General features: G+C 50.5%; 23 protein-coding genes and 1 riboswitch. Of the genes, 6 read left to right on the top strand and 17 right to left on the bottom strand.

Translation table 11 applies throughout. From position 1 onward, the window contains the following. Positions 1-424: 424 nt before the first annotated feature. From thiC to lpxK, 8 genes are all read right to left on the bottom strand, one after another. A complete protein-coding gene (thiC, locus tag CRG49_RS07695; protein ID WP_095502845.1) occupies positions 425-2,299 on the bottom strand; it encodes a phosphomethylpyrimidine synthase ThiC in 1,875 nt (624 codons plus the stop codon). Between the two features lie 98 nt (positions 2,300-2,397). Beyond that, positions 2,398-2,495: riboswitch (TPP riboswitch) on the bottom strand. A 124-nt stretch (positions 2,496-2,619) separates the two neighbouring features. Beyond that, positions 2,620-3,624, bottom strand: coding sequence for an ADP-glyceromanno-heptose 6-epimerase (gene rfaD, locus CRG49_RS07690; protein WP_095502846.1), 1,005 nt, complete (start codon positions 3,622-3,624; stop codon positions 2,620-2,622). Positions 3,625-3,692: 68 nt separating this feature from the next. Then, positions 3,693-4,655: a D-glycero-beta-D-manno-heptose-7-phosphate kinase gene (gene rfaE1, locus CRG49_RS07685; RefSeq protein WP_095502847.1), complete on the bottom strand. Its 963-nt coding sequence runs from the start codon at positions 4,653-4,655 to the stop codon at positions 3,693-3,695. Between the two features lie 125 nt (positions 4,656-4,780). Next, positions 4,781-5,518: an orotidine-5'-phosphate decarboxylase gene (gene pyrF, locus CRG49_RS07680; protein ID WP_095502848.1), complete on the bottom strand. Its 738-nt coding sequence runs from the start codon at positions 5,516-5,518 to the stop codon at positions 4,781-4,783. Between the two features lie 147 nt (positions 5,519-5,665). Beyond that, the gene (adk, locus tag CRG49_RS07675) at positions 5,666-6,313 is read right to left on the bottom strand and encodes an adenylate kinase (protein ID WP_095502849.1); all 648 of its coding nucleotides are present in this window, start codon (positions 6,311-6,313) and stop codon (positions 5,666-5,668) included. A gap of 111 nt (positions 6,314-6,424) precedes the next feature. Then, positions 6,425-7,183 carry a 3-deoxy-manno-octulosonate cytidylyltransferase gene (kdsB, locus tag CRG49_RS07670; protein WP_095502850.1) on the bottom strand — a complete coding sequence of 253 codons (759 nt, stop codon included), beginning with the start codon at positions 7,181-7,183 and terminating at the stop codon, positions 6,425-6,427. Continuing rightward, on the bottom strand, positions 7,180-7,362 hold the full coding sequence (locus tag CRG49_RS07665; RefSeq protein WP_095502851.1) for a Trm112 family protein: 183 nt from the start codon (positions 7,360-7,362) through the stop codon (positions 7,180-7,182). The genes kdsB and CRG49_RS07665 overlap by 4 nt, the downstream gene beginning before the upstream one ends. A gap of 51 nt (positions 7,363-7,413) precedes the next feature. Further along, on the bottom strand, positions 7,414-8,460 hold the full coding sequence (lpxK, locus tag CRG49_RS07660) for a tetraacyldisaccharide 4'-kinase (RefSeq protein ID WP_095502852.1): 1,047 nt from the start codon (positions 8,458-8,460) through the stop codon (positions 7,414-7,416). A gap of 181 nt (positions 8,461-8,641) precedes the next feature. Between lpxK and xseA the strand changes: the two genes are divergently transcribed. The 3 genes from xseA (at position 8,642) to CRG49_RS07645 (ending at position 11,696) form a co-directional block, all read left to right on the top strand. Continuing rightward, positions 8,642-9,997, top strand: a complete 1,356-nt coding sequence (gene xseA / locus CRG49_RS07655) for an exodeoxyribonuclease VII large subunit (RefSeq protein ID WP_095502853.1) — start codon at positions 8,642-8,644, stop codon at positions 9,995-9,997. Between the two features lie 133 nt (positions 9,998-10,130). Then, entirely contained in the window at positions 10,131-10,883 is a 753-nt protein-coding gene (pssA, locus tag CRG49_RS07650; RefSeq protein WP_095502866.1) for a CDP-diacylglycerol--serine O-phosphatidyltransferase, read from the top strand. Between the two features lie 6 nt (positions 10,884-10,889). Beyond that, a complete protein-coding gene (locus CRG49_RS07645; protein ID WP_095502854.1) occupies positions 10,890-11,696 on the top strand; it encodes a sulfite exporter TauE/SafE family protein in 807 nt (268 codons plus the stop codon). Between the two features lie 196 nt (positions 11,697-11,892). Here CRG49_RS07645 and CRG49_RS07640 read toward each other — a convergent pair whose 3' ends face one another. Further along, a complete protein-coding gene (locus tag CRG49_RS07640) occupies positions 11,893-12,561 on the bottom strand; it encodes a sulfite exporter TauE/SafE family protein (protein ID WP_095502855.1) in 669 nt (222 codons plus the stop codon). Between the two features lie 178 nt (positions 12,562-12,739). Here CRG49_RS07640 and lysM point away from each other — a divergent pair, with 178 nt between their 5' ends. Further along, positions 12,740-13,216 carry a peptidoglycan-binding protein LysM gene (gene lysM, locus CRG49_RS07635; protein WP_095502856.1) on the top strand — a complete coding sequence of 159 codons (477 nt, stop codon included), beginning with the start codon at positions 12,740-12,742 and terminating at the stop codon, positions 13,214-13,216. A 174-nt stretch (positions 13,217-13,390) separates the two neighbouring features. On the opposite strand, the gene CRG49_RS07630 is transcribed toward lysM, so the two are convergent. From CRG49_RS07630 to CRG49_RS07600, 7 genes are all read right to left on the bottom strand, one after another. Then, on the bottom strand, positions 13,391-13,627 hold the full coding sequence (locus CRG49_RS07630; RefSeq protein WP_095502857.1) for a DUF333 domain-containing protein: 237 nt from the start codon (positions 13,625-13,627) through the stop codon (positions 13,391-13,393). A gap of 62 nt (positions 13,628-13,689) precedes the next feature. Beyond that, positions 13,690-14,466 carry a TatD family hydrolase gene (locus CRG49_RS07625; RefSeq protein ID WP_095502858.1) on the bottom strand — a complete coding sequence of 259 codons (777 nt, stop codon included), beginning with the start codon at positions 14,464-14,466 and terminating at the stop codon, positions 13,690-13,692. 17 nt (positions 14,467-14,483) lie between these two features. Then, positions 14,484-14,834 carry a PilZ domain-containing protein gene (locus CRG49_RS07620; protein WP_095502859.1) on the bottom strand — a complete coding sequence of 117 codons (351 nt, stop codon included), beginning with the start codon at positions 14,832-14,834 and terminating at the stop codon, positions 14,484-14,486. A 9-nt stretch (positions 14,835-14,843) separates the two neighbouring features. Continuing rightward, positions 14,844-15,821, bottom strand: a complete 978-nt coding sequence (locus CRG49_RS07615; RefSeq protein WP_095502860.1) for a DNA polymerase III subunit delta' — start codon at positions 15,819-15,821, stop codon at positions 14,844-14,846. Positions 15,822-15,911: 90 nt separating this feature from the next. Continuing rightward, the gene (locus tag CRG49_RS07610) at positions 15,912-17,210 is read right to left on the bottom strand and encodes an MFS transporter (RefSeq protein WP_095502861.1); all 1,299 of its coding nucleotides are present in this window, start codon (positions 17,208-17,210) and stop codon (positions 15,912-15,914) included. Next, positions 17,207-17,401 (bottom strand): cbb3-type cytochrome oxidase assembly protein CcoS, encoded by a 195-nt coding sequence (gene ccoS, locus CRG49_RS07605; RefSeq protein ID WP_095502862.1) that lies wholly within the window; start codon positions 17,399-17,401, stop codon positions 17,207-17,209. Before ccoS ends, CRG49_RS07610 begins: the two co-directional genes overlap by 4 nt. Then, a complete protein-coding gene (locus CRG49_RS07600; protein WP_095502863.1) occupies positions 17,401-17,718 on the bottom strand; it encodes a hypothetical protein in 318 nt (105 codons plus the stop codon). The genes ccoS and CRG49_RS07600 overlap by 1 nt, the downstream gene beginning before the upstream one ends. Before the next feature lie 297 nt (positions 17,719-18,015). Between CRG49_RS07600 and CRG49_RS07595 the strand changes: the two genes are divergently transcribed. Further along, positions 18,016-19,212, top strand: a complete 1,197-nt coding sequence (locus CRG49_RS07595; protein WP_095502864.1) for an acetate kinase — start codon at positions 18,016-18,018, stop codon at positions 19,210-19,212. A gap of 812 nt (positions 19,213-20,024) precedes the next feature. On the opposite strand, the gene CRG49_RS07590 is transcribed toward CRG49_RS07595, so the two are convergent. Then, a complete protein-coding gene (locus CRG49_RS07590; protein WP_095502865.1) occupies positions 20,025-21,344 on the bottom strand; it encodes a DUF445 domain-containing protein in 1,320 nt (439 codons plus the stop codon). Between the two features lie 529 nt (positions 21,345-21,873). Here CRG49_RS07590 and CRG49_RS13860 point away from each other — a divergent pair. Beyond that, on the top strand, positions 21,874-22,044 hold a 171-nt coding region (locus CRG49_RS13860; protein WP_157807888.1), incomplete at its 3' end, for a helix-turn-helix domain-containing protein.

Here is a 22,044-nt window from a genome sequence, read left to right as displayed (position 1 = left end):
AAACTTTTGCTCTGAAATTTTGCTGAACTTTTGATACTTATTTTTTAGTTTCATATTAGGAGCTTATCAGGTTTTTTGATGATTTTGCTTCCTAAGCCCCTAAATATATATTGAGACCTTTGCAAAACACTAGATTTGAGTACAGTTCAAAGTTATAGCAGCACAGAAAGCGCAGACATATCATCAAGATAGGCAAGCTTTCGAGCAGCGCACAACGAAGAAATGTACCAAAGATGGGGATTTTGCGAAGGTCTCATATTGCCTGTAAAACACTATATAAATGACGGTATTTTTCAGATGGCCTTTCCATCAAATTGAAAATCAGCTCCGACATTACCTTTAAATAATCTTCGCTCAAGCTTTTACCTTAAACAGCAATAAAATGCCGTCTGAAACACATTCCTTTCAGACGGCATTTTATTTATCAGCTATAAATCTTAGCACCCTTTTGTACAAATTCCACCGCTTTTTCCGCCATGCCTTTTTGCGCAGCGGCATAATCACGCACTTCCTGCGTGATTTTCATTGAGCAGAATTTTGGCCCACACATTGAGCAGAAATGGGCGATTTTCGCGCCTTCGGCAGGCAAAGTGGCATCGTGGTAGCTTTCAGCACGTTCGGGGTCGAGGCTCAGGCGGAACTGGTCGCGCCAGCGGAATTCAAAACGGGCTTTGGATAAGGCATTATCCCGAACTTGTGCACCCGGCCAGCCTTTAGCCAAATCGGCGGCATGGGCAGCAAGTTTGTAAGTAATGATGCCGGTGCGCACGTCTTCTTTGTCCGGCAAGCCCAAATGCTCTTTCGGGGTAACGTAACACAGCATGGCCGTGCCGTACCAGCCGATATTGGCCGCGCCGATGCCGGAGGTGATGTGGTCGTAAGCTGGAGCGATGTCGGTGACCAACGGGCCTAAGGTGTAAAACGGTGCTTCAAAACAATGCTGCAATTCTTCGGTCATGTTTTGTTTCACGCGTTGTAACGGCACATGGCCGGGGCCTTCAATCATCACCTGCACATCATGTTCCCATGCTTTGGCCGTCAATTCACCCAGTGTGTGCAATTCGCCGAACTGCGCCGCATCGTTGGAATCGGCCACGCAGCCCGGGCGCAAGCCGTCGCCTAAGCTGAACGACACGTCATACGCCTTCATGATTTCGCAAATTTCGTCAAAATGCGTGTAAAGGAAGTTTTCCTGATGATGCGCCAAGCACCATTTCGCCATAATCGAGCCGCCGCGCGACACAATACCAGTAAGACGGTCGGCAGTCAGCGGCACATAGCGCAGCAGTACACCGGCATGAATGGTGAAATAATCTACCCCCTGCTCGGCCTGCTCAATCAAGGTATCGCGGAACAAATCCCAAGTTAAATCTTCGGCAATGCCGCCGGTTTTCTCCAAAGCCTGATAAATCGGCACAGTACCAATCGGCACGGGCGCATTGCGGATAATCCATTCGCGCGTTTCGTGAATATGCGCACCGGTGGACAAATCCATAATCGTATCCGCACCCCAGCGCAGCGCCCACACCATTTTTTCCACTTCTTCGGTCAGGCTGGACGTTACCGCCGAATTACCCAAATTGCCATTGATTTTGACGCGGAAATTGCGGCCGATAATCATTGGTTCCAATTCGGGGTGGTTGATGTTGGCCGGAATGATGGCGCGGCCGGCGGCGATCTCTTGACGCACAAATTCAGGCGTAATTTGGTCAGGATGGGTTGGCAGATTGGCGCCGAAACTTTCGCCGGGGTGTTGCTTGATTAATTTGGCGTACTCAGGCCGTCTGAATAATTCGTCCATCTTCATGCGCTCGCGCAAAGCAACAAACTCCATTTCCGGCGTGATGATGCCTTGGCGCGCATAGTGCATTTGCGTGACATTTTTACCGGCTTTGGCGCGGCGCGGCTGGGTAATTTGATTGAAACGCAGATGCGCGGTTTGCGGATCATGGGCTCGTTCCAAGCCATATTCGCTGGATAAGCCGCTCAAGATTTCCGTGTCGCCGCGTTCGTCCAGCCATGCGCTACGGATATGAGGCAAGCCTTGTTTCAAATCGATTTTAGCGGTCGGGTCGCCGTATGCGCCGCTGGTATCGTACACCGGAATCGGCGGATTCGGCTCACGGCCGCGGTCGCTCACAGTATCATCTTGACGGATTTCCCGCAAAGGCACGCGGATGTCGGCGCGGCTGCCGGAAAGATAGACTTTGTCGGAATTGGGATAGGCAAACTGAATGCCCAAATCATGGGAAAGCTGGTCGAGTTGGGCGGCTTCGTTGCCGTTGGTTTTGAGTGCCATAAAAAGTGCTCCTGTTTCTCGTTTATCAGAATAAAACGAAACAGGAGCGGTGTTTGGGCTTTCAGACGGCCTGATGGATAAAATCAGGCCGTCTGAACAATAAACTCGCTGAAACTCCCCACGCAGGTATTATCCTGATCGGGTGGTATAAGGGTAATTCTCAGCTGCGCATGGCGCAGCACCCCTGTTTCGGTTAAGGAAAATTAAATCATAAACTGCAAATATTGTAAATCCTGATTTGCGTGAGTTCCCATCCTTTCTCAAAAAGATACAGGCCGTCTGAAAATTTTTCAGACGGCCTGTTGAATTAAATTCAATGCTTAAACCAAGTTCGCCAGCATCCATTGCACATAGCGGCTCACACCTTCTTTGACATCAAAGAAAGATTCATTATAGCCGGCTGCACGCAGCTTGCTGATGTCGGCTTGGGTAAAGCTTTGGTATTTGCCTTTTAATGCGTCGGGGAACGGGATGTAGCGAATCAGTTCTTCTTTGACCAATTCTTCCAAGCTCATTTCCGGCTTGCCTTCGGCGGAGCGACAGGCGTTGACAGTGGCGGCGGCCAAGTCGTTAAATTGCTGGCTGCGGCCGGTGCCTAAGTTGAAAATGCCGGATAATTCAGGATTATCGAAGAAGAACAGGTTTACTTTGGCCACGTCTTCCACGCTGACGAAATCGCGGGCTTGCTCGCCATTGCCGTAGCCGTCGTTGGCGCCGAACAGGTTCACGTAGCCGTTTTCACGGTATTGGTTGAAGTGATGGAATGCCACCGAAGCCATGCGGCCTTTGTGTTGCTCCATTTGGCCGTAAACATTGAAATAGCGGAAACCCACCACTTGCGCAGTCAAGCCTTCTTCCATGCGGCGGCGCAATACTTGGTCGAACAGGAATTTTGAATAGCCGTACACATTCAGCGGCTTTTCCAATTCGCGCTCTTCGCGGAAAATCTCGCCCTTACCGTACACCGCCGCGCTAGACGCATACAGCAACGGAATGCGCTCATCTTGGCACCAATCGAGCAAATCCAGCGTGTATTGATAGTTGTTGTCCATCATATACAGGCCGTCGTGATTCATGGTATCGGAACACGCGCCTTGGTGGAATACGGCTTGAATGTCGTCGTAAGGCAGGGCATGTTCGCGCACTTGGCGGATGAATTCGTGTTTGTCGAGATAATGGCTGATTTCACATTCGGCCAGATTTTTGAATTTTTCACCGCGCGTCAGGTTATCCACTGCCACGATGTCGGTGATGCCGCGTGCATTCAGCGCTTTGACGATGTTACTGCCGATAAAGCCGGCAGCACCGGTTACGATGATGGTCATAACAATTCCTTTTGTTTTTCAGACGGCCTATTCAACCAAGGCCGTCTGAATCGTTGAATATTCAATGTCTATTGGTCGGCCAATGCGGCTTGTAACTCATCAAACGAGCAAACCGCCGTACCCAATTTCGCTACCACCACACCGGCGGCGGTATTGGCCAAATGCATGGATTCGGGCATGGTGAAACCGGCGGCCATTGCCAAGCCCATACCGGCAATCACCGTATCGCCCGCGCCGGACACGTCATACACTTCCTGCGCACGCGTCGGCTGGTACACCGCTTCGCCGTCGTTAAACAGCGTCATGCCCTCTTCGCTGCGGGTCAGCAAAATGGCGGTTAAATCGAGATGGCGGCGCAGGTGTTGTGCTTTGTCTGTCAGCTCGTCTTCGTTGCGCCAGCTGCCGACCACTTCTTTCAATTCACTGCGGTTGGGCGTAATCAAGGTCGCACCGGCGTATTTTTCGTAATCGTCGCCTTTCGGGTCAATCAACACGATTTTGCCCGCCTGTTTCGCCCAATCAATCATGTCGGCGATGTGGGTCAGGCCACCTTTGCCGTAATCGGAAAAAATCACCGCATCGTAATCGGGCAACACTTCTTGATAACGTGTTTTAACTTGCTCCAGTACTTCGTGATGCGGCAATTCTTCAAAATCCAGACGAATCAATTGCTGATTGCGGGCGACCACGCGCAATTTCACCGTGGTGGCGATTTGTTCGTCGCGCATTAAGTAAGATTCCACGCCGTCTTGCTGCATCAGCTTATCGAGAGAATCGGCGGCTTCATCATGACCGGTAACCGACAATAATCCGGCCTTGCCGCCCAAAGAAGCAATATTGCGCGCCACATTGGCCGCCCCGCCCGCGCGTTGGTCGATTTGGTTGATTTTAGCCACCGGCACAGGCGCTTCAGGCGAAATGCGCGATACGTCGCCGAACCAATAGCGGTCGAGCATAACATCGCCCACCACCAACACACGCGCTTGGGCGAAACGCTGCTGTACATCTGCTGCTTGGAATTTTTGTACCATATTGAATCAATTCCTGATTTGAGTATGCTGCTTGATGACGTGAATCGGTTTTTCGTTCACGCCGATATGGTTATTTTTTCAATTTAATGATTTATGTTTATAACCAATCTTAAGGCCGTCTTAAATTATTCCGCCGGATTGGCCACGCGGTTTACTTCGCGCAACACGGCAATCGGGTCAGCCGCTTGCGTGACCGGACGCCCCATCACCAGATAAGTCGAACCGGCGGCTAAGGCTTGAGCTGGGGTCATGATGCGGCGTTGGTCGTCGTTGTTGCCGGCAATATCCAAGCGGATGCCCGGCGTGACCAACACAAAATCTTCGCCCAACTCACGGCGCAGCGGCGTGGCTTCCAAAGGCGAGCAGACCACGCCATCCAAGCCCGAGCTTTGGGTTAATTTTGCCAAACGCAATACTTGCTGCTCCGGCTCGATGTCCAAGCCGATTTCCGTCATGTCGCTTTGTTCCATGCTGGTCAATACGGTTACACCAATCAACAAAGGTTTTTGCGCATGATTGGCAATGGCTTCTGCTGCAGCTTCCATCATGCGGCGGCCACCCGAAGCGTGCAAATCAACCATCCACACGCCCATATCGGCCGCCACGCGGCAGGCTTGGGCAACGGTATTCGGAATATCGTGGTATTTCAAATCCAAAAATAATTTAAAGCCTTGGTTAATCAGTTTTTCCGCCAACGGGCGGCCGGTTGCGGTAAACAATTCTTTGCCGATTTTGATTTGGCACAAGCTCGGGTCGAGCGTGCGCACAAAATTCAGCGTATCGGCTTCGTTGGCAAAATCCAAAGCCACAATCACCGGCGTGCGGGTTCGCGGCAGGTGAAAATCAGTGATTAACGGGTTCATTATGATTCCTATCAAAGCAAGCCGCGCGGCAACATCCGCAGCGGCCTTTATCATCAGTTCATCTGGATTTTAACAGTTTTTCCATACAAAAAGGCCGTCTGAAAGAAATTTTTCAGACGGCCTTTTTATCTTTTCATGGGTGCAAAATTATTTACCCAATGCAGTCAACACTTGCTCTTTCACTGCTTCAACAGCTTGCGTGCCGTCAACTTTAATGTATTTCGGTGCGTGTTCGCCTTCCAATTTGCTGTAGAAACCCACCAGCACTTCGGTTTGCTCGTGATACACGTCCAAGCGTTTTTTCACGGTTTCTTCTTTGTCGTCATCACGTTGGATCAAATCTTCGCCGGTTACGTCGTCTTTGCCTTCAGCTTTCGGCGGATTGTAAGAAACGTGGTAAGTGCGGCCTGATGGCAAATGCACGCGGCGGCCGCTCATGCGGTCAACAATCACGCTGTCGGGTACATCGATTTCGACTACCGCGTCTAAATCCACACCGGCCTCAACCATGGCTTCGGCTTGCGCCAAAGTGCGTGGAAAACCGTCGAACAGGAAACCATCTTTGCAATCGTCTTGGGCGATGCGTTCTTTAACCATGCCGATGATGATGTCGTCGCGTACCAAGCCGCCTTCATCGATGATTTTTTTTGCTTCCAAGCCCAGCGGTGTGCCGGCTTTGATGGCCGCGCGCAACATGTCGCCGGTCGAGATTTGCGGAATGCCAAAAGCGGCGGTAATGAATTGCGCCTGTGTACCTTTACCTGCACCCGGTGCACCCAACAATAATACTTTCATGGTTTGTCCTCTGTTTGTGTTCATGATTTTTACATTACTATCATAATACTTTACACGCCGTCTGAAAAGGTTTGCGGCAAGCGCACGGTTTTTCAGACGGCCTGCTCATATTTATGCTTGAAACACCTGCAACACGCGTTCTAAATCTTCCTGCGTGTCCACACCGGCGGCCGGTGCGTGGTCGGTGACTTCCACCGCAATCGGGAAGCCGTACCACAATACGCGCAATTGTTCCAACGATTCAATGGTTTCCAGCGGTGACACGCTCATTTCGGCATAGCGTTGCAGGAAGCCGGCGCGGTAGGCGTAAATGCCGATGTGGCGCAAAACCGGTGTTTCCTGCGGCAATTCATGCAGATTTTCGCGCATGGTGTCGCGCGGGAACGGAATCGGTGCGCGGCTGAAATACATGGCATTGCGGTTTTTATCCAGCAACACTTTGACCACGTTCGGATTCATAAATTCATCAAAATCGTGCAATTCATGCGCGGCAGTGGCCATTTGCACATTGTTTTCCACCAACACTTCGGCGGTGCGGTTGATCAGTTCCGGCTCGATTAACGGCTCGTCGCCCTGCACATTCACCACGATCAAATGCTGCGGCAAATTCAGCTTTTTCACCGCTTCGGCTAAACGCGTGCTGCCGCTCTCATGCGTATCGGCCGTCATCACCACTTCCACGCCGTGCGCTTGGCAAGCCGCTTGAATGTCGGCGTGATCGGTAGCTACCACCACGCGCGCGGCATGACTTTTGGCGGCCTGCTCGGCCACGCGCACCACCATCGGTTTGCCGTGAATATCGGCCAACGCCTTACCCGGCAAGCGTGAAGACGACAAACGCGCCGGAATCAACACCACAAATTCGGTCATGCGTGCAATTCCTCTTCGGTCAATTCACGCGCTTCGTTTTGCAGCATAAACGGAATGCCGTCACGAATCGGATAAGCCAATTTCGCTTGGCGGCTCCACAATTCCTGCTTGTCTTGATGGTATTCGAGCGGGCCTTTGGTTACGGGGCAGACCAAGATGTCTAAGAATTTTTTTTCCATGGTTTCGGCTTTCTTTGGGAAAGTGGTTGGCGGTCGTCTGACGGGTTTGCTTCAATCTTCATCACACCGCTTGGCTGACGATTCGATATTCAGACGGCCTAATACAAAATCAGCTAAATCAGGCTCGATTATCGCACAAATAGGCAACACCCACACATGATTTAAAGCATCGGAATCAAGGCCGTCTGAAAGTTTCACCGCGTCTTTTTCGGTGATGAACACAAAATCAGCGCGTGGCAAATCCTGCGGCGTGATGGCGGCATGGTCGGGCAATGCGAAGGTTTGTTGCAACTCAATACCCAATGCACGCAAAGAATTAAAAAAGCGCTCGGGCTTGGCAATGCCTGCCGCAGCGGCGGCGCGGCTATTTTTCAGACGGCCTAAATCTAATTTTTCAGACGGCTGGTTCAAGCGGTAAATTTGGCCGCTTTCCACACGGCTGGCAAACATATGTTCAGACGGCCTAAAGGTCGGATTCTGCCCACCGCTGACCACCACCGCATCCACCGAAGCCAAGCGCGATAAAGGCTCGCGCAAGCCGCCGTGGGGCAGCAAATCCAAATTATCTCGCGCGCTATCGGCAAACGGAAACACCACAATTTCGATATCGCGCTGCAAAGCATAGTGTTGCAAACCGTCATCAGCCACAATGATTTGCACATGCGGATGAGCCGCCAACAACGCCCGCCCTGCCGCCACCCGACTGCTGCCGACCGCTACCGGCGCACCGGTTTGACGATACAGCAGCAAAGGCTCGTCACCGGCTTGCGCGGCGGTGCTGTTTGCAGTCAACACATGCACATTTTTTTCCGTCCGCCCATAACCGCGGCTGATGATGCCCACGTTTACCCCGCGCTGCTGCAAACCCGACACCAGCGCAGACACAATCGGCGTTTTACCCGCGCCACCCGCGTGAATATTGCCCACCACCGCCACCGGCACCTGCAATTTTTCGCTCGGCGTGCGCCCCGCCAAAAAATCCTGCCGCCGCTTGACCGCAATGCGGGCGAACACGGCCGACAAAGGCTTCAGCAACGCACGCAGCCACGGCTTGGGCTGTTGCCAATGTTGTTCAATAATTTGATGCAGCTTGGGCATTCAGACGGCCTTTGTGAACTGGGAACGATAATATAGCATTGAAAGGGAAAAGATATAAAGTTTACCCTCAATATAATCTGCTTTCAGACGGCCTTTTCTTCACAAGGCCGTCTGAAAGCATAGCTTGAATGCAACGAAAACCTTTATAATCCCCATTTTCCCCTAATCCCCAACACCCGCCATGTCCGATTTATTCACCGCTGCTTCCCTATCCGTTTCCGAACTCAACGCGCTGGCCAAAAACCTGCTGGAAGACCATCTTTCCGGTTTGTGGATTGCGGGCGAGGTGTCGAATCTCACGCGGGCGGCGAGCGGGCATTATTATTTTTCGCTGAAAGACAGCCGTGCGCAGGTGCGTTGTGCGATGTTTAAGGGGGCAGCGGTACGTTTGAGCCAGCCTTTGAAGGAAGGCGATCACATCGAAGTCAGCGGTAAAATCAGCATTTACGAAGCGCGCGGCGAATTTCAGATTACGATCAACGAAGTGCGCATGGTCGGTTTGGGGCGTTTGTATGAGGCTTATGAAAAGCTGAAAGCCAAATTGCAGCTTGAAGGCGTGTTCGATTTGGCACGCAAAAAACCGCTGCCACCTCATCCGCAAACCATTGGCATTGTCACCAGCTTGGCGGCGGCAGCTTTGCGTGATGTGGCGTCGACGCTGAAACGCCGTGCGCCGGAAATTCCGGTGATTATTTACCCGACCGCGGTGCAAGGTGCAGGCAGCGAATTGCAGATTGCCCAAGCGATTCAGACGGCCTCGGCGCGAGCGGAATGCGATGTGTTGATTGTGTGTCGCGGCGGCGGCAGCATTGAAGATTTGTGGGCGTTTAACGAAGAGCCAGTGGTGCGGGCGATTGAGCAATGCGCGATTCCGGTGGTCAGCGGTGTAGGCCATGAAACGGATTTCACGCTGGCGGATTTTGTGGCTGATGTGCGCGCGCCCACCCCAACCGGCGCGGCGGAATTGGTCAGCCCTAACCGTTTGGAATCGCTGCATAAATTGGCGCAGGCGCAAGGCCGTCTGAAAACGGTGTTGCAGCAGCGTTATTATGATGCCAGCCAGAAAGTGGATTGGCTGGCGCGGCAAATCCGCCATCCGCGCCAAAAATTAACCGAGCAGCGCGTGCAAGTGCAAGGCTTGGCGCAGCATTTGCGCTTTGCCATGCAGCAAAACCACCGCTACAACGCGCAACAATTGTCGCGCCAAACACAGGCTTTGCGCCATTTGCGTCCTGATGTTTCGCAGCCGAAACGTGAAGTGGCACAATTTCAGACGGCCTTAGCACAATCGTTTGCCATTTTGCTGAAACAACGCCGTCAAACCTTGGAAAAACAATCTGCGCTATTGGAAGCCGTGTCGCCGCAACACATTTTGGCACGCGGTTTTTCGGTGGTGAAAAACAGCCGCGGTCAAGTGGTGCAAAGTTCGGCCGGATTGAAACAAGGCCAAAAGCTGCATATTGTGTTTGCCGACGGTGAAACCGATGTGCGCGTCACCGGCGAAACGGCGCAGCCTGATTTGTTTGACTTTTCGTGAAGCCGCCGTCAGGCCGGTAAAAATACGAAAACCGCCGATACCTAAGCTCTTTGAGAGTTGCCATCATTTGAGAAACGGTATAAGGTATCCCTACATTCAATAACATGCATTCTTACGGAAAAATATGGAAAACATGGAAAGCCCCAACCCGGTTCCGCCACGCGCGTCTTTACGTCAGAACAGCATTTACCTTTTGCCCAATTCCTTCACGATTGCGGCGCTTTTCGCCGCGTTTTACGCCATCACCCAAGCCATGCACGGCCAATATGAAACGGCGGCGATTGCGGTGTTTATCGCCATGCTGCTCGATGGCATGGACGGCCGCGTCGCCCGCCTGACCAATTCGCAAAGTGCGTTCGGCGAGCAGCTCGACAGCTTGGCCGATATGGTCAGCTTCGGCGTGGCACCTGCCTTGATTGCCTATAAATGGCAGCTTTGGCAGTTCGGCAAAATCGGCTATTCGGTCGCCTTTATCTATTGCGCCTGCGCTGCTTTGCGTTTGGCTTTGTTCAACACCTTAATCGGCAAAGTGGACAAACGCTGGTTTATCGGCATTCCAAGCCCGACCGCCGCCGCACTGATTGTCGGCCTGATTTGGGTCAACCACAGCGTCGAGCGTTTCCCCGGCGTACATTGGTGGGCGCTGGGCATTACCCTGTTTGCCGGTTTGTCGATGATTGCGCAGATTCCGTTTTGGAGCTTTAAAGAAATCAATATCCGCCGCAAGGTGCCATTTATGGGCATGGTGCTGGCCGTGTTGATTTTGCTGCTGGTGACGTGGGAACCGTCGCTGGTGTTATTCTTATTCTTCTTCGGCTACAGCCTGTCGGGCTATATTCTGGCGGCGCGCCGTTGGTTGCGCAAACGCCGCCATAAAACCGCTTAATGTTCAATGGATAATCTTGATGTGATTCTCGCGCTGCTGGCTGGCGGCAGCGCGGCCGGTTTTTTGGCCGGTCTGTTTGGCGTCGGCGGCGGCACGATTATCGTGCCGATTGTTTTGTGGGTATTGCATTTGCAATATGGCGGCGAACACCCTTACGCCCAGCATTTGGCCATTGGTTCATCGTTTGCCGTGATGGTGTTTACCACTTTATCCAGCATGTATGCGCAACACAAAAAACGCGCTATCGGTTGGCCGACTGTCGGCAAAATGTCGCCCGGTATGATTGGCGGTGTGTTTATCGGCGCGGCTTCGGCCAAATTTATCCCCACTTACGGGCTGCAAATTTTCTTTATCGTATTCATCACGTTGATTGCCCTGCGCACACTGATGAACAGCAAAACCGTGCCTTCACGCCATCTGCCCGGTTTTGCCGGACTCAGCAGCGTAGGCGTGATTTTCGGCACGGCATCAAGCTGGGTTGGTGTGGGTGGCGGCTCGTTGTCGGTACCGTTTTTAATGTATTGCAATATGCCGGCACACCGCGCCATCGGCACTTCCAGCGGATTGGCGTGGCCGATTGCCGTAGCGGGCACAATCGGTTATTTGGCCGCAGGCTGGCAGATTGCCGATTTACCTGAAGGCTCGCTGGGCTTTGTTTATTTACCTGCGGTATTGATATTAAGCATTGCAACCATGTTGTTTGCCCCGCTGGGCGTGAAATTTTCGCACAAACTGCCTGCGGATAAATTGAAAAAAACTTTTGGTGTGTTGTTGCTGTTGATTGCACTGCGTATGTTGTGGAAGTTGTTATAAATGAAAGGCCGAGACCTTTGCAAAACCCTAGATTTGAGTACAGTTCAAAGTTGTAGCAGCGCAGAAAGCGAAGACATATCACAAAGATAGGCAAGCTTTCGAGCAGCACATAACGAAGAAATGTGCAAAGATGGGGAGTTTGCAAAGGTCTCAGGCCGTCTGAACGTTCAGACGGCCTTTGAACATCATGCCCAGTTTACCTAAAAAATACGGCCAAACGCCACACGGCCCACGCCGCCACCAGTAGTCCGGCGATTAAACGCACCTTGCGGTTTTGCAAAAAGCTTTTCAACTGCGCGGCAAAGAAACCCATTGCGAGCAAATTTGGCAGCGTACCTAATGCAAACGCCAGCATATACAGGCCGCCATGCCATGCGTTGCCGCTGCCTAAAGCATACAAAGACGCGCTGTACACCAAGCCGCAAGGCAGCCAGCCCCACAGCATGCCCACTGCGAAACACGCCGGAATCGAGCGGATGGGCAACAGCTTGTTCAAGACAGGATTTAAGCGCTTCCACACCGGCCGCCCCAACCCTTCGATCTTGGTCGCCACGCTGGAAATGCCCGCCAAATAAAGCCCCAGCAACAACAGCAACACATTGGCCGCAACATACAAAATATTTTGCAGCCAACGCGTTTCATCCAGCGAAATCCCAACTTGCCCAACCAAGCCTAAAATCAAACCAATCAACACATAGCTGCTCACGCGCCCCAAATTCAGCAAAATAATCAGCCCTGCCCGATTCAGATTGGGCGGCAGCTGCAACACAAATGCGCTGCTCAAGCCGCCGCACATGCCTGCGCAATGACCGCCGCCGAAAAAGCCGAGCAGAAAAAGGGTGAGCAAAGTGATTTCGTTGTTCATGGTAGGTTTGCGGGTAAAGTTTCAGATTGTTATTGTAGCAATAATGAAGGCTGGCCGCCTGCATTTGTAAAACAAGGTAATACAAGCCTTGCCCTGCTTGTATTTCGGCGCGTTTCGTATGATTATTGATTTATTCGGATAAACCGAATTTTTTAAACACATTTAAAGGAGTGGATTTATGGGTTTGTTCAGCTTTATTAAAAACGCAGGCGAAAAACTGTTTGGTAAAGACGAAAAAGAAGTGGCGGCACAAGCAGCTGCCAACGTCGATGATTTGAACACCAAAGCAGCGGCTGCTATTCAAACATACATCGAAAAACAAAACTTAGGCCTGACCGGCTTGGCCGTGGCTTTCGATGGCGCCAGCGGTAAAGTAACCTTGAGCGGCTCCGCCCCTTCACAAGAAGCAGCCGAAAAAGCCGTTTTGGCAGCGGGCAACGTGACCGGGGTTTCTGATGTCGACAACAACCTGCAATTCCCTGCCGAAGCAGCAGCACAATACCACGACGTAGTCAGCGGCGACACTTTGTCTGCCATCGCGAAAAAATATTACGGCGATGCCAACCAATACATGAAAATCTTTGAAGCCAACAAACCAATGTTGAGCCACCCTGATAAAATCTACGTGGGTCAGAAATTGCGTATTCCTGCGTAATAAATTGATTTGATGATAAAAGACCGTCTGAAATTTTCTTCAGACGGTCTTTTGTATGGCTATCTAGTCGTTTTGACATAGAAATAAAACAAGGCAACAACGGCCGCCACGTACACCCAACACATGAGTAAGTTGTAACGCTGTATCACATTATTTCTATTTTAAACAATTACATTATTGATGGTGTTGACGGAAATATGCCCATTCTTCCACCACACTGCCATCGGGTAAGTGGCATTCGCCATATTCATTGTCTCGCGCATCTTTTTTGATTACCGACTTGCCACCCTGCTTCACGCAAAATTCGGCAGCGGGATTAGCCATGCCGACTACCGGCGATTCAGGCTCGTTTTGTTGCGCGCAAGCGGCCAATGCAGCAGTGATAGCAGTCATCATTAAAACTTTCAACATTTTGTTTCCTTTTCATCATTTCAGGCAGGCCGTCTGAAAAACATAAAATCATTTAGGCAGCCTTATCCCACCCAACGCGGCACTTTTTGAAACAACTGATAAAAGTTGTCCGTGGTATACACAGCCACGTCTTCCACCGCTTCGCCACGCAGCTGGGCGATGAATTCAGCGGTATGGCGCACATAAGCCGGCTCGTTGCGTTTACCGCGTTTCGGCACCGGCGCAAGGAAAGGCGCATCGGTTTCCACCAGCATTCTGTCTTTCGGTACATATTTTGCCGCTTCCTGAATCTGCGACGCGTTTTTAAAGGTTACAATCCCGGAAAACGAAATATACAGCCCCAAATCCAATGCACCTTTGGCAAAGGCCACGTCTTCGGTGAAGCAATGAATCACGCCGGAATGGGTTTGGCATTCTTTCAACATACGCAGCGTATCTTCGCCGGCATCGCGGGTATGCACGATTACCGGCAGACCGGTTTCATTTGCCGCTTGAATATGATCGGCAAAACGCTGATGCTGCCAAGCCAAATCGCCTTTGCACCAGTGGTAATCCAAACCGGTTTCCCCAATGCCGACCACTTTCGGATGCTGCGCCTGCGCCACCATTTCGGCCACGGTAAATTCTTCCGCTTCTTCGCTGTCGGGATGCACGCCGATGGTGCAGTAAATCTGCTCGTGCGCTTGAGCGATGGCAAACACTTCATCAAAGCTTTGCTTGCTCACGCTGATGGCGAGCGCTTGCTTGACTTCGTTTTCCGTCATATTAGCCAACACTTCCGGCAAACGGTCGGCCAAGCCTTCAAAATTCAGATGACAATGTGAATCAATAAGTTGCATAAATAAATCGGCTTAAATTAAAGGGTAAACGTGGCGCGGTCGCTGCGCAATGCATTGCCCAGCTCGCCTTCAATAATGGATTTGGTTTGTAGGCAGTTTTCGTGTGATGAAAACGCCAAACCAATGCCTTTCGGGCGGTTGGCCGATGTGCGCGCCGGATTAATCCATGCCACTTTGGTCGGCAAATAGAGCTTGGGATGCTCGCCGATTTCTACCGCCAACAAGATGTCTTCGCCCAGCGAAAACACATCATCGGTCGGCACAAACAGACCACCATGTTCAAAAAACGGCATATAGCAATTGTAAAGCGTGGTTTTTTCTTTTAATTTCAAAGCCATCATCTTGGCTGGAATTTCTTTAGTGCTCATCGGGCGACCTTATTTATTTTGCCAAAAATTGAGATATTCAATCAGGAGATATTCAAGCTGCATTTTAACACTCAAGGTATGATGTCCGTAAGGGCTGAGTTGATTCAGACGGCCTGTGAGTGCAAATAAGCGGTGTGGTTCGGTTTTGGCGGCAACAGCTACCGATTGCGCCGCAAAATCGGGATAATAAAGCGGCGGCATGTTTTGCTGCCCCAAGCCGACATCAATCAACCATTTTTGCAGCCAATCAATGACCACGGCCAGCGGCTGTTTTTGTTTGTCGAACGCCGCCGCATAATCCAGCATCGCCAGCAAACGCGGGGCAGCGAGTATGTTCAACAACTCTTGGCGCGAATCATCCAGCTCAGGTGCAGCATCAAATAAAGGCGCACCACTGTGAAATGCCAGCAACGAAGCCGCATTATCCACACCCTGCCCTTGCAGATAAGCCAAAGCCTCATCACGGCTCGGCGCGGGCAACACCATTTGCCGACAGCGGCTTTTAATCGTCGGCAACAGCTTATCCCGCGCGTGTGTCACCAGCAAAAAAATCACATGCTGTGGCGGCTCTTCCAAGGCTTTAAGCAAACCATTAGCCGCCTGCACATTCATGCTTTCAGCCGGATGCACCAATACCACGCGCCGCCCACCGCGCACTGCAGTAAGATAAATATTTTCGACAATATCGCGCACGGCATCGATTTTAATCTGCAACAATTTTCGCCCCACGCTGCCATCATCCGGCAATTCGGGCGTGAGTTCGTAAAAATCGGGGTGGCTGTTTTGCGAAAACAAATGACACGAAGTGCATTCACCACAAGGCTGATGGTTTTCAGACGGCCTTTCACACAGCAACGCCTGCGCCACATAACGCGCAAACGCCGTTTTACCGGTGTTTTCCTTACCGGTAAACAACCACGCATTGGGCTGGTTTTGCCAATGCGCGGCAAGCTGCTGCCATTCTTGCTGGTGCCACGGATAAATCATGCGCTTGAAAATCGGGTTGAAATAAGCGTTTATTATACAGATAAACAAGAAAGGCCGTCTGAAAATTCAGACGGCCTTTAGGATGGTTGATTAACTACCCTTTTTCAAAATAAACCTTGGTTCGCGTTTAATCAAATAAACCAGCAGCAACACATTACCCAGCGCCACAATCAGATACAGCAAAGTAATGCTTTCAAACAACATCAGCAAGACCGCGCTGAGAATCGCCGCCGTTACCATGAAAATACCGTTGACGATATTGTTGGCCGCCACGGCGTGTGCACGGAAGGTTTCGCTGGAGGCCGTCTGAAGCCATGTATAGAGCGGCACGGAAAAGAAGCCGCCGAAAAAGCCGAGGGCCGTCATGGTCAGCATCACCGGATAAGCATTGGCTTGCGACAAAAACCACATAATGCCGTTCAATTCAGCAAAACGTTGCCCGTGCGTGAGCCACACCAGCAGCAAGCCGCTCACTGTCAAACCAATGGCGCCGACGGTGACCAGCCCCAAGCGCAAATGTTCGTGGCTGAGTTTGGCGCACAATACCGAGCCGATGGCGATGCCGATGGAAAACAAGGCCAGCATCAGGTTAAACACATTATCGTTGCCACCCAGATGGATTTGGGTGAAGGTCGGCAATTGGGTGGTGTAGACCGAGCCGACAAACCAAAACCACGAAATGCCGATAATGGCAGTGAACACAGACTTTTGCGCCACAGTTTCGCGCATTAAATCCATCGTGCCTTTGACGATGTTGAGCTCGATTTTGGTATCCGGCGCTTTGGCGGGCACCGACGGCATAAACAGGCTGGTCAAGGTGCCGCAAATCGCCACCACCATTACCACCATGCCAACGATATGCGGCGGAATACCTGCCAATGATGTGCCCAAAATCTGGCCGAACAAAATAGCGATAAATGTACCCGATTCAATCAGGCTATTGCCCATCATTAATTCTTTATCATTCAGATAATCAGGTAAAATGGCGTATTTCAACGGGCCGAACAAAGTTGATTGTGTGCCCATGCAAAACAGGCAAAACAGCAACAGCGGCGCGGATTGAATGTAAAAACCATACGCGGCCACACTCATGACGATGATTTCCAACAGCTTAATCCAGCGCGCCAACACGGCTTTATCGAAGCGGTTGCTCAACTGGCCGGACAAAGCGGAAAACAGGAAATACGGCAAGATAAACAGCAACGCGCCCAGATTCAGCATTTGGCTGGCCGGAATCCATTCGTTGCCGCCCAAGCCGTAGAAGCTGATCATCACAAACAGCGCGGTTTTGAACACATTGTCGTTAAACGCGCCGAGAAACTGCGTGCCAAATAAAGGCGCAAAGCGGCGGCTGGTTTTGAAATTCAAATAATCTTTTTTTACGCTCATTTGGTGTCGTCTTTAGCGGAATCTTGTTCTTTTTCCAGCAGTTTGTCGGTGGAATCATCGTCCATCAAAATGCGGTGTGCCGGTCCTTCCAAATCGTCAAACTGGCCGTGTTTGCCCGACCACCAGAAAAAATAGCCGATGATAAAGGCCAAAATGATGCTGATCGGCACCAAAATAAACATACTTTCCATTACATCATCCCTGTTAAATCGTTTAAAACCAGCATTTGGCCGGATAAGGTCAGGTATTCGTTGCGGATGGTGCCGATGTTGGCGTCACCAGCAAAGAGTTCGACGCGGTCTTTTTCCACGCGCCAAAACAGCGGTTCGGCCACTTCCTGCCAAGGTTGCAAGGCAGCAACTGCCGCTTGGTCGCTGGGTGTTTCTTCGCTTTGCAGCTTAACGGCAAACTGCCCGCTCTGCGGCTGCGCTTCGGATTCGTCATCAGCCAGCATGATGAAAAAGCCCAGATGCTCGCCTTGTTGAGTATGAATACTGAAATAATGCATGGTTTGTCTTTAAATCATATAAATAAAAGGCCGTCTGAAAAGCAAATCAATGTCCTCTGCCCTGACTCTTTCAAACGGCCTCCTATCTTAGCATCTTTTTGCGGATCACAGTTTGCCATTACCTGCTCTTCAATGAAGCAAACTACCTGAGCCACATCAAGATAGTCGCCCGGCAGCATTGACTTTTTATATCGAATAGACTAGCCTTTGAATGTTTTTATTAACCTGTTTCAGACGCTCTCCCCACATTTTGGCAATCATGCCACAGGCCGTCTGCAAACCTTTAGGAGCCTACAGATGTCTCAAAAATTGATTTTGGTTTTAAACTGCGGCAGTTCATCGTTAAAAGGTGCTGTTTTGGATAACGACAGCGGCGACGTGTTGCTGAGCTGCTTGGCTGAAAAGCTGGGCTTGCCTGATGCCTACATCACCTTCAAATTCAACGGCGAAAAACACAAAGTTGAATTGGCTGCCAACCCGAACCACACCGGCGCAGTGGAAGCCTTGATGGAAGAATTGAAATCACACGGCTTCGACAGCCAAATCGCTGCTATCGGCCACCGCATCGTCAGCGGCGGCGAAGAGTACAGCGAATCTACTTTGATTACCGAAGATGTGATTGCCGGTATCGAAAAATGCATCCCATTGGCACCTTTGCACAACCCTGCCAACCTGCTGGGCGTGCGTGCCGCGCAAAACATTTTCAAAGGCCTGCCAAATGTGGCCGTATTTGACACCGCGTTCCACCAAACTATGCCGGATCGCGCTTACATGTATGCCGTACCGCGCGAGTTGTACAGCAAATACGGTCTGCGCCGCTATGGTTTCCACGGCACCAGCTACCGCTATGTGTCTGACGAAGCCGCCCGCTTCTTGGGTAAAGACAAAAACGATTTGCGCATGGTGATTGCCCACTTGGGTAACGGCGCATCGATTGCCGCCATCGCCAACGGCGTATGCCAAGACACCAGCATGGGCTTGACCCCGCTAGAAGGCTTGGTAATGGGTACGCGCTCAGGCGACGTTGACCCAGCGGTATTCGGTTTCTTGGCTGAAAACGCCAACATGACCATCGCGCAAGTGACCGATATGCTGAACAAAAAATCAGGCTTGCTGGGCTTGTCTGAATTGTCGAGCGACTGCCGCACCATCGAAGAAGAAGCAGCCAACGGCCACTCTGGCGCAGTATTGGCGCTGGAAGTGTTCTGCTACCGCTTAGCGAAATACATCGGCAGCATGGCAGTTGCCGCAGGCGGTTTGGACGTATTGGCCTTTACCGGCGGTATCGGTGAAAACTCTGAATTGATCCGCAGCAAAGTATTGGGCTACTTGGGCTTCTTGGGCTTGAATGTCGATCAAGATGCCAACTTGGCAGCCCGCTTCGGCAATGCCGGTGTGATTACCACTGCCGACAGCAAAGCCGTTGCTGTGGTGATTCCAACCAACGAAGAATTGATGATTGCACACGACACCGCACGCTTGAGCGGCCTGTAATTCATCCGAAAAAAAAGCCCTGTTGATTGCAACAGGGCTTTTTTGTATTTGTCTTAACCAGTTCAGCAAAAAAGTGGCCGTCTTTCAAGCAGGTGTGATACAGACTTCATCACCAGCTTTTCAGACGGCCTTTGCGTTTTCCGTAATAGTTTTTGGGAGATAATCGGATTTTTAAATCCTGTTGTTGTTTTGATTTGGTAAGATTCGTGTTACTTTTTTTATTCTGTAGATGTCACCACCATCCGAAGATGGTGATGACGTTTTCCCGCAATTTTATTGCTGAGTGTTACAACGGTTTCCCGTTTTATTACTTCCGCGTAATATGTTTGCTTTTTTCATGAAGAAACCCAACAGATTGCCGTTATTTTCTTGCGCACCGTTTTGTTTCTTACTAACTATCAAGCAAAGTTCGTGCCAAAAATTTGAAAATCGCGCTTTAAATTTATAATATATTGTTTAAAATATAAAAATATACCAAAACACCCATATATCATTTGATATCCATATTACCCGATGGCACACCATTTCGGCAATATGCCTTTTTTTGTCATCTTTTGGTGATTCTCGGCAGGTATGATGTTACTTTTTTTGGCACATGACAGAATTTGTCACTTTTAATAGTTATTTCCAATAAGATAAAAATAAGCAATACGCTGCCATCAAATCTTGACTTAGGCCGTCTGAAATTTTCTAAGCAACTGATTAAGCAAAGAAATTTCACCTGAAAATGATTTTGCTTTGTTCGATTCCCAACCCCATAAACAAGGCCGTCTGAAAGTCATTTGCTTTCAGACGGCCTCAAACTTATCCCACTATCCCAACCATTGCGACACCACATAAATCACCAGCCCGACCAAGCCGCCGACCAGTGTGCCGTTGATGCGGATATACTGCAAATCCTTGCCAACGCTGAGCTCAAGTTTTTCCACCATTTGCGCGCTATCCCAGCTTTTCACTTTATCCGCCACAAATTGCGCGGCCTGTTCTTTATAGCGCATAACGAAATCGCGCACCATCAGCGACAGGCGCACATCGACCCTGCGCATAAACTGCGGATAGGCTTCGGCCTGTGTCAGCATATGATCAAGCAGCTTTTGTAATTGTGCGGCGCACAACGAATCGGTTTTGGCCACATCATTTTCTGCCCAGTTTTGCAGCCCTTTCCAGAAACTTTCCAAGCTGTTTTGCAAGGCCGGCGATTCGGCAATCTGCATTTTGGCCGCTTCCAAACGGCGGTGCCACAAGCGCGAAGTTTGCAGCCGCTCGATAATGGCATCGTATTGCTCGTCAAAACGGCGGCGCATGGCGTTGTCGTCGCCCTGCATGGCCGCGGCCAAATAACCATCCGCCCAATCCAAAGCTTTGGCAGCCGCCCAATCGTCCACTTTCTCCACCACCGTCGATTTCAGCGCGGCTTTGAATTTATCCCATGTACTCGGCGCATCGCTTTCGATTTTGGCCGCCCACTCGCGCAGGTTTTGCTCCAGCATTTCGCGCGTTTCTGGATTTTTCAGCCGGCGGCGTAATTGTTTTAACAAGCCGTAATAAAGGGTTTCATGCAGGCCGTGTGCTTTAAGCAGAATCAGGCCGTCTGAAAGCGTTTTGGCAATTTTTTCGCCGTCGTATTGCTGCGCCAACATCATGCCGGAAAAGCGCGCCACTTGCTCGGGCTTAGCGATGTTCAGCAACAGCGGAATCTGCTTGGCCGCCCACGGCAGCCATTGGCTGCGCACCGATTCGCTCGCCAGCCAACCGAGTAGTTTGTCACTCGGCTGCGCCTGATACACCCTGAGCGCAATCGGTTTGCCCTGCAAAAAGTTGTTTTCGATAAACCGCCCCAACTCATCGGCAATCCGCGCCTGATTGCGCGGCAAAATGGCGGTATGCGGAATCGGCAAGCCCAAAGGCCGTCTGAACAGCGCAGTCACGGCAAACCAATCGGCCAGTGCACCCACCATCGCCGCTTCGGAAAAGGCTTTCACATACGCCAGCCAAGGATAATGCTTGAGATACAGCGTGGACAACACAAACAATACACAAGCAACCAGCAGCAAGCCGGTTGCCCAACGGCGGCTGCGACGCAACCGCGCCTTGGCCTGCGCCAAGCGCACTTCTGCCGATAATGTGTGCATAATGTTCCTTTATGTGGCAACCAATAATGAAATTATAACGCAGGCCGTCTGAAACCGCTTGCCCTCATTTGCTTAATTTTTAGGCATGGTATTTTTATGTTGAGATTTCATCAAGATAGATGAGTTATCAACAGAATGCACACAATGCTTGCCAGCGATACTGTGATCAAACACAATCCCTGCTTAAATTTTAAGCAGAATTATTTTTCGTTTATCTTTCAATAGCCAAGGCGATTTATACACAGGCTGCACACAGTTTTGATGATGGGAATTGTGTGTTTTTTATTTCAGACGGCCTTGTTTTCCATATTATTAATCTGCTTAAATTTTAAGCAATTTAATTTTTCATATATCTTTCAAAGCCCAAACCTACTTTTCCACAGCTTGCTGACAGCTTGTCTCAATATTCTGTCTATATCTTTTCTATGGCAAAAAGGCCCTTACATTCGCCTAACAAGTGCAATTTCCAATAACAGAAAAGGCCAGTATGCGGTAGTATACTGCCTTTCCTGACAAGAAAGATTGCAATATGGCCTACACACAACTGACCTCACACCAAAGATACTACATTTCCAGACATTACCGCAACCTACCCCTAAACCAAATCGCACAGAACATCGGTTGTCATCCCGCCACCGTCAGTCGGGAAATCAGACGGCATTCCGTCAACGGAACCTACTGTTACCGAAAAGCACAACAG

Source organism: Neisseria sp. N95_16 (genome assembly GCF_002551535.2).
Taxonomy (GTDB): domain Bacteria; phylum Pseudomonadota; class Gammaproteobacteria; order Burkholderiales; family Neisseriaceae; genus Neisseria; species Neisseria brasiliensis.
This window is presented reverse-complemented; position numbering and strand designations above follow the sequence as displayed.

Bases quoted from the DNA above. Each gene is read 5' to 3' on its own strand.
- thiC (WP_095502845.1), bottom strand. From the start codon at position 2,299: ATGGCACTCAAAACCAACGGCAACGAAGCCGCCCAACTCGACCAGCTT.
- rfaD (WP_095502846.1), bottom strand. From the start codon at position 3,624: ATGACCATCATCGTAACCGGTGCTGCCGGCTTTATCGGCAGTAACATC.
- rfaE1 (WP_095502847.1), bottom strand. From the start codon at position 4,655: ATGGTACAAAAATTCCAAGCAGCAGATGTACAGCAGCGTTTCGCCCAA.
- pyrF (WP_095502848.1), bottom strand. From the start codon at position 5,518: ATGAACCCGTTAATCACTGATTTTCACCTGCCGCGAACCCGCACGCCG.
- adk (WP_095502849.1), bottom strand. From the start codon at position 6,313: ATGAAAGTATTATTGTTGGGTGCACCGGGTGCAGGTAAAGGTACACAG.
- kdsB (WP_095502850.1), bottom strand. From the start codon at position 7,183: ATGACCGAATTTGTGGTGTTGATTCCGGCGCGTTTGTCGTCTTCACGC.
- CRG49_RS07665 (WP_095502851.1), bottom strand. From the start codon at position 7,362: ATGGAAAAAAAATTCTTAGACATCTTGGTCTGCCCCGTAACCAAAGGC.
- lpxK (WP_095502852.1), bottom strand. From the start codon at position 8,460: ATGCCCAAGCTGCATCAAATTATTGAACAACATTGGCAACAGCCCAAG.
- xseA (WP_095502853.1), top strand. From the start codon at position 8,642: ATGTCCGATTTATTCACCGCTGCTTCCCTATCCGTTTCCGAACTCAAC.
- pssA (WP_095502866.1), top strand. From the start codon at position 10,131: ATGGAAAGCCCCAACCCGGTTCCGCCACGCGCGTCTTTACGTCAGAAC.
- CRG49_RS07645 (WP_095502854.1), top strand. From the start codon at position 10,890: ATGGATAATCTTGATGTGATTCTCGCGCTGCTGGCTGGCGGCAGCGCG.
- CRG49_RS07640 (WP_095502855.1), bottom strand. From the start codon at position 12,561: ATGAACAACGAAATCACTTTGCTCACCCTTTTTCTGCTCGGCTTTTTC.
- lysM (WP_095502856.1), top strand. From the start codon at position 12,740: ATGGGTTTGTTCAGCTTTATTAAAAACGCAGGCGAAAAACTGTTTGGT.
- CRG49_RS07630 (WP_095502857.1), bottom strand. From the start codon at position 13,627: ATGTTGAAAGTTTTAATGATGACTGCTATCACTGCTGCATTGGCCGCT.
- CRG49_RS07625 (WP_095502858.1), bottom strand. From the start codon at position 14,466: ATGCAACTTATTGATTCACATTGTCATCTGAATTTTGAAGGCTTGGCC.
- CRG49_RS07620 (WP_095502859.1), bottom strand. From the start codon at position 14,834: ATGAGCACTAAAGAAATTCCAGCCAAGATGATGGCTTTGAAATTAAAA.
- CRG49_RS07615 (WP_095502860.1), bottom strand. From the start codon at position 15,821: ATGATTTATCCGTGGCACCAGCAAGAATGGCAGCAGCTTGCCGCGCAT.
- CRG49_RS07610 (WP_095502861.1), bottom strand. From the start codon at position 17,210: ATGAGCGTAAAAAAAGATTATTTGAATTTCAAAACCAGCCGCCGCTTT.
- ccoS (WP_095502862.1), bottom strand. From the start codon at position 17,401: ATGGAAAGTATGTTTATTTTGGTGCCGATCAGCATCATTTTGGCCTTT.
- CRG49_RS07600 (WP_095502863.1), bottom strand. From the start codon at position 17,718: ATGCATTATTTCAGTATTCATACTCAACAAGGCGAGCATCTGGGCTTT.
- CRG49_RS07595 (WP_095502864.1), top strand. From the start codon at position 18,016: ATGTCTCAAAAATTGATTTTGGTTTTAAACTGCGGCAGTTCATCGTTA.
- CRG49_RS07590 (WP_095502865.1), bottom strand. From the start codon at position 21,344: ATGCACACATTATCGGCAGAAGTGCGCTTGGCGCAGGCCAAGGCGCGG.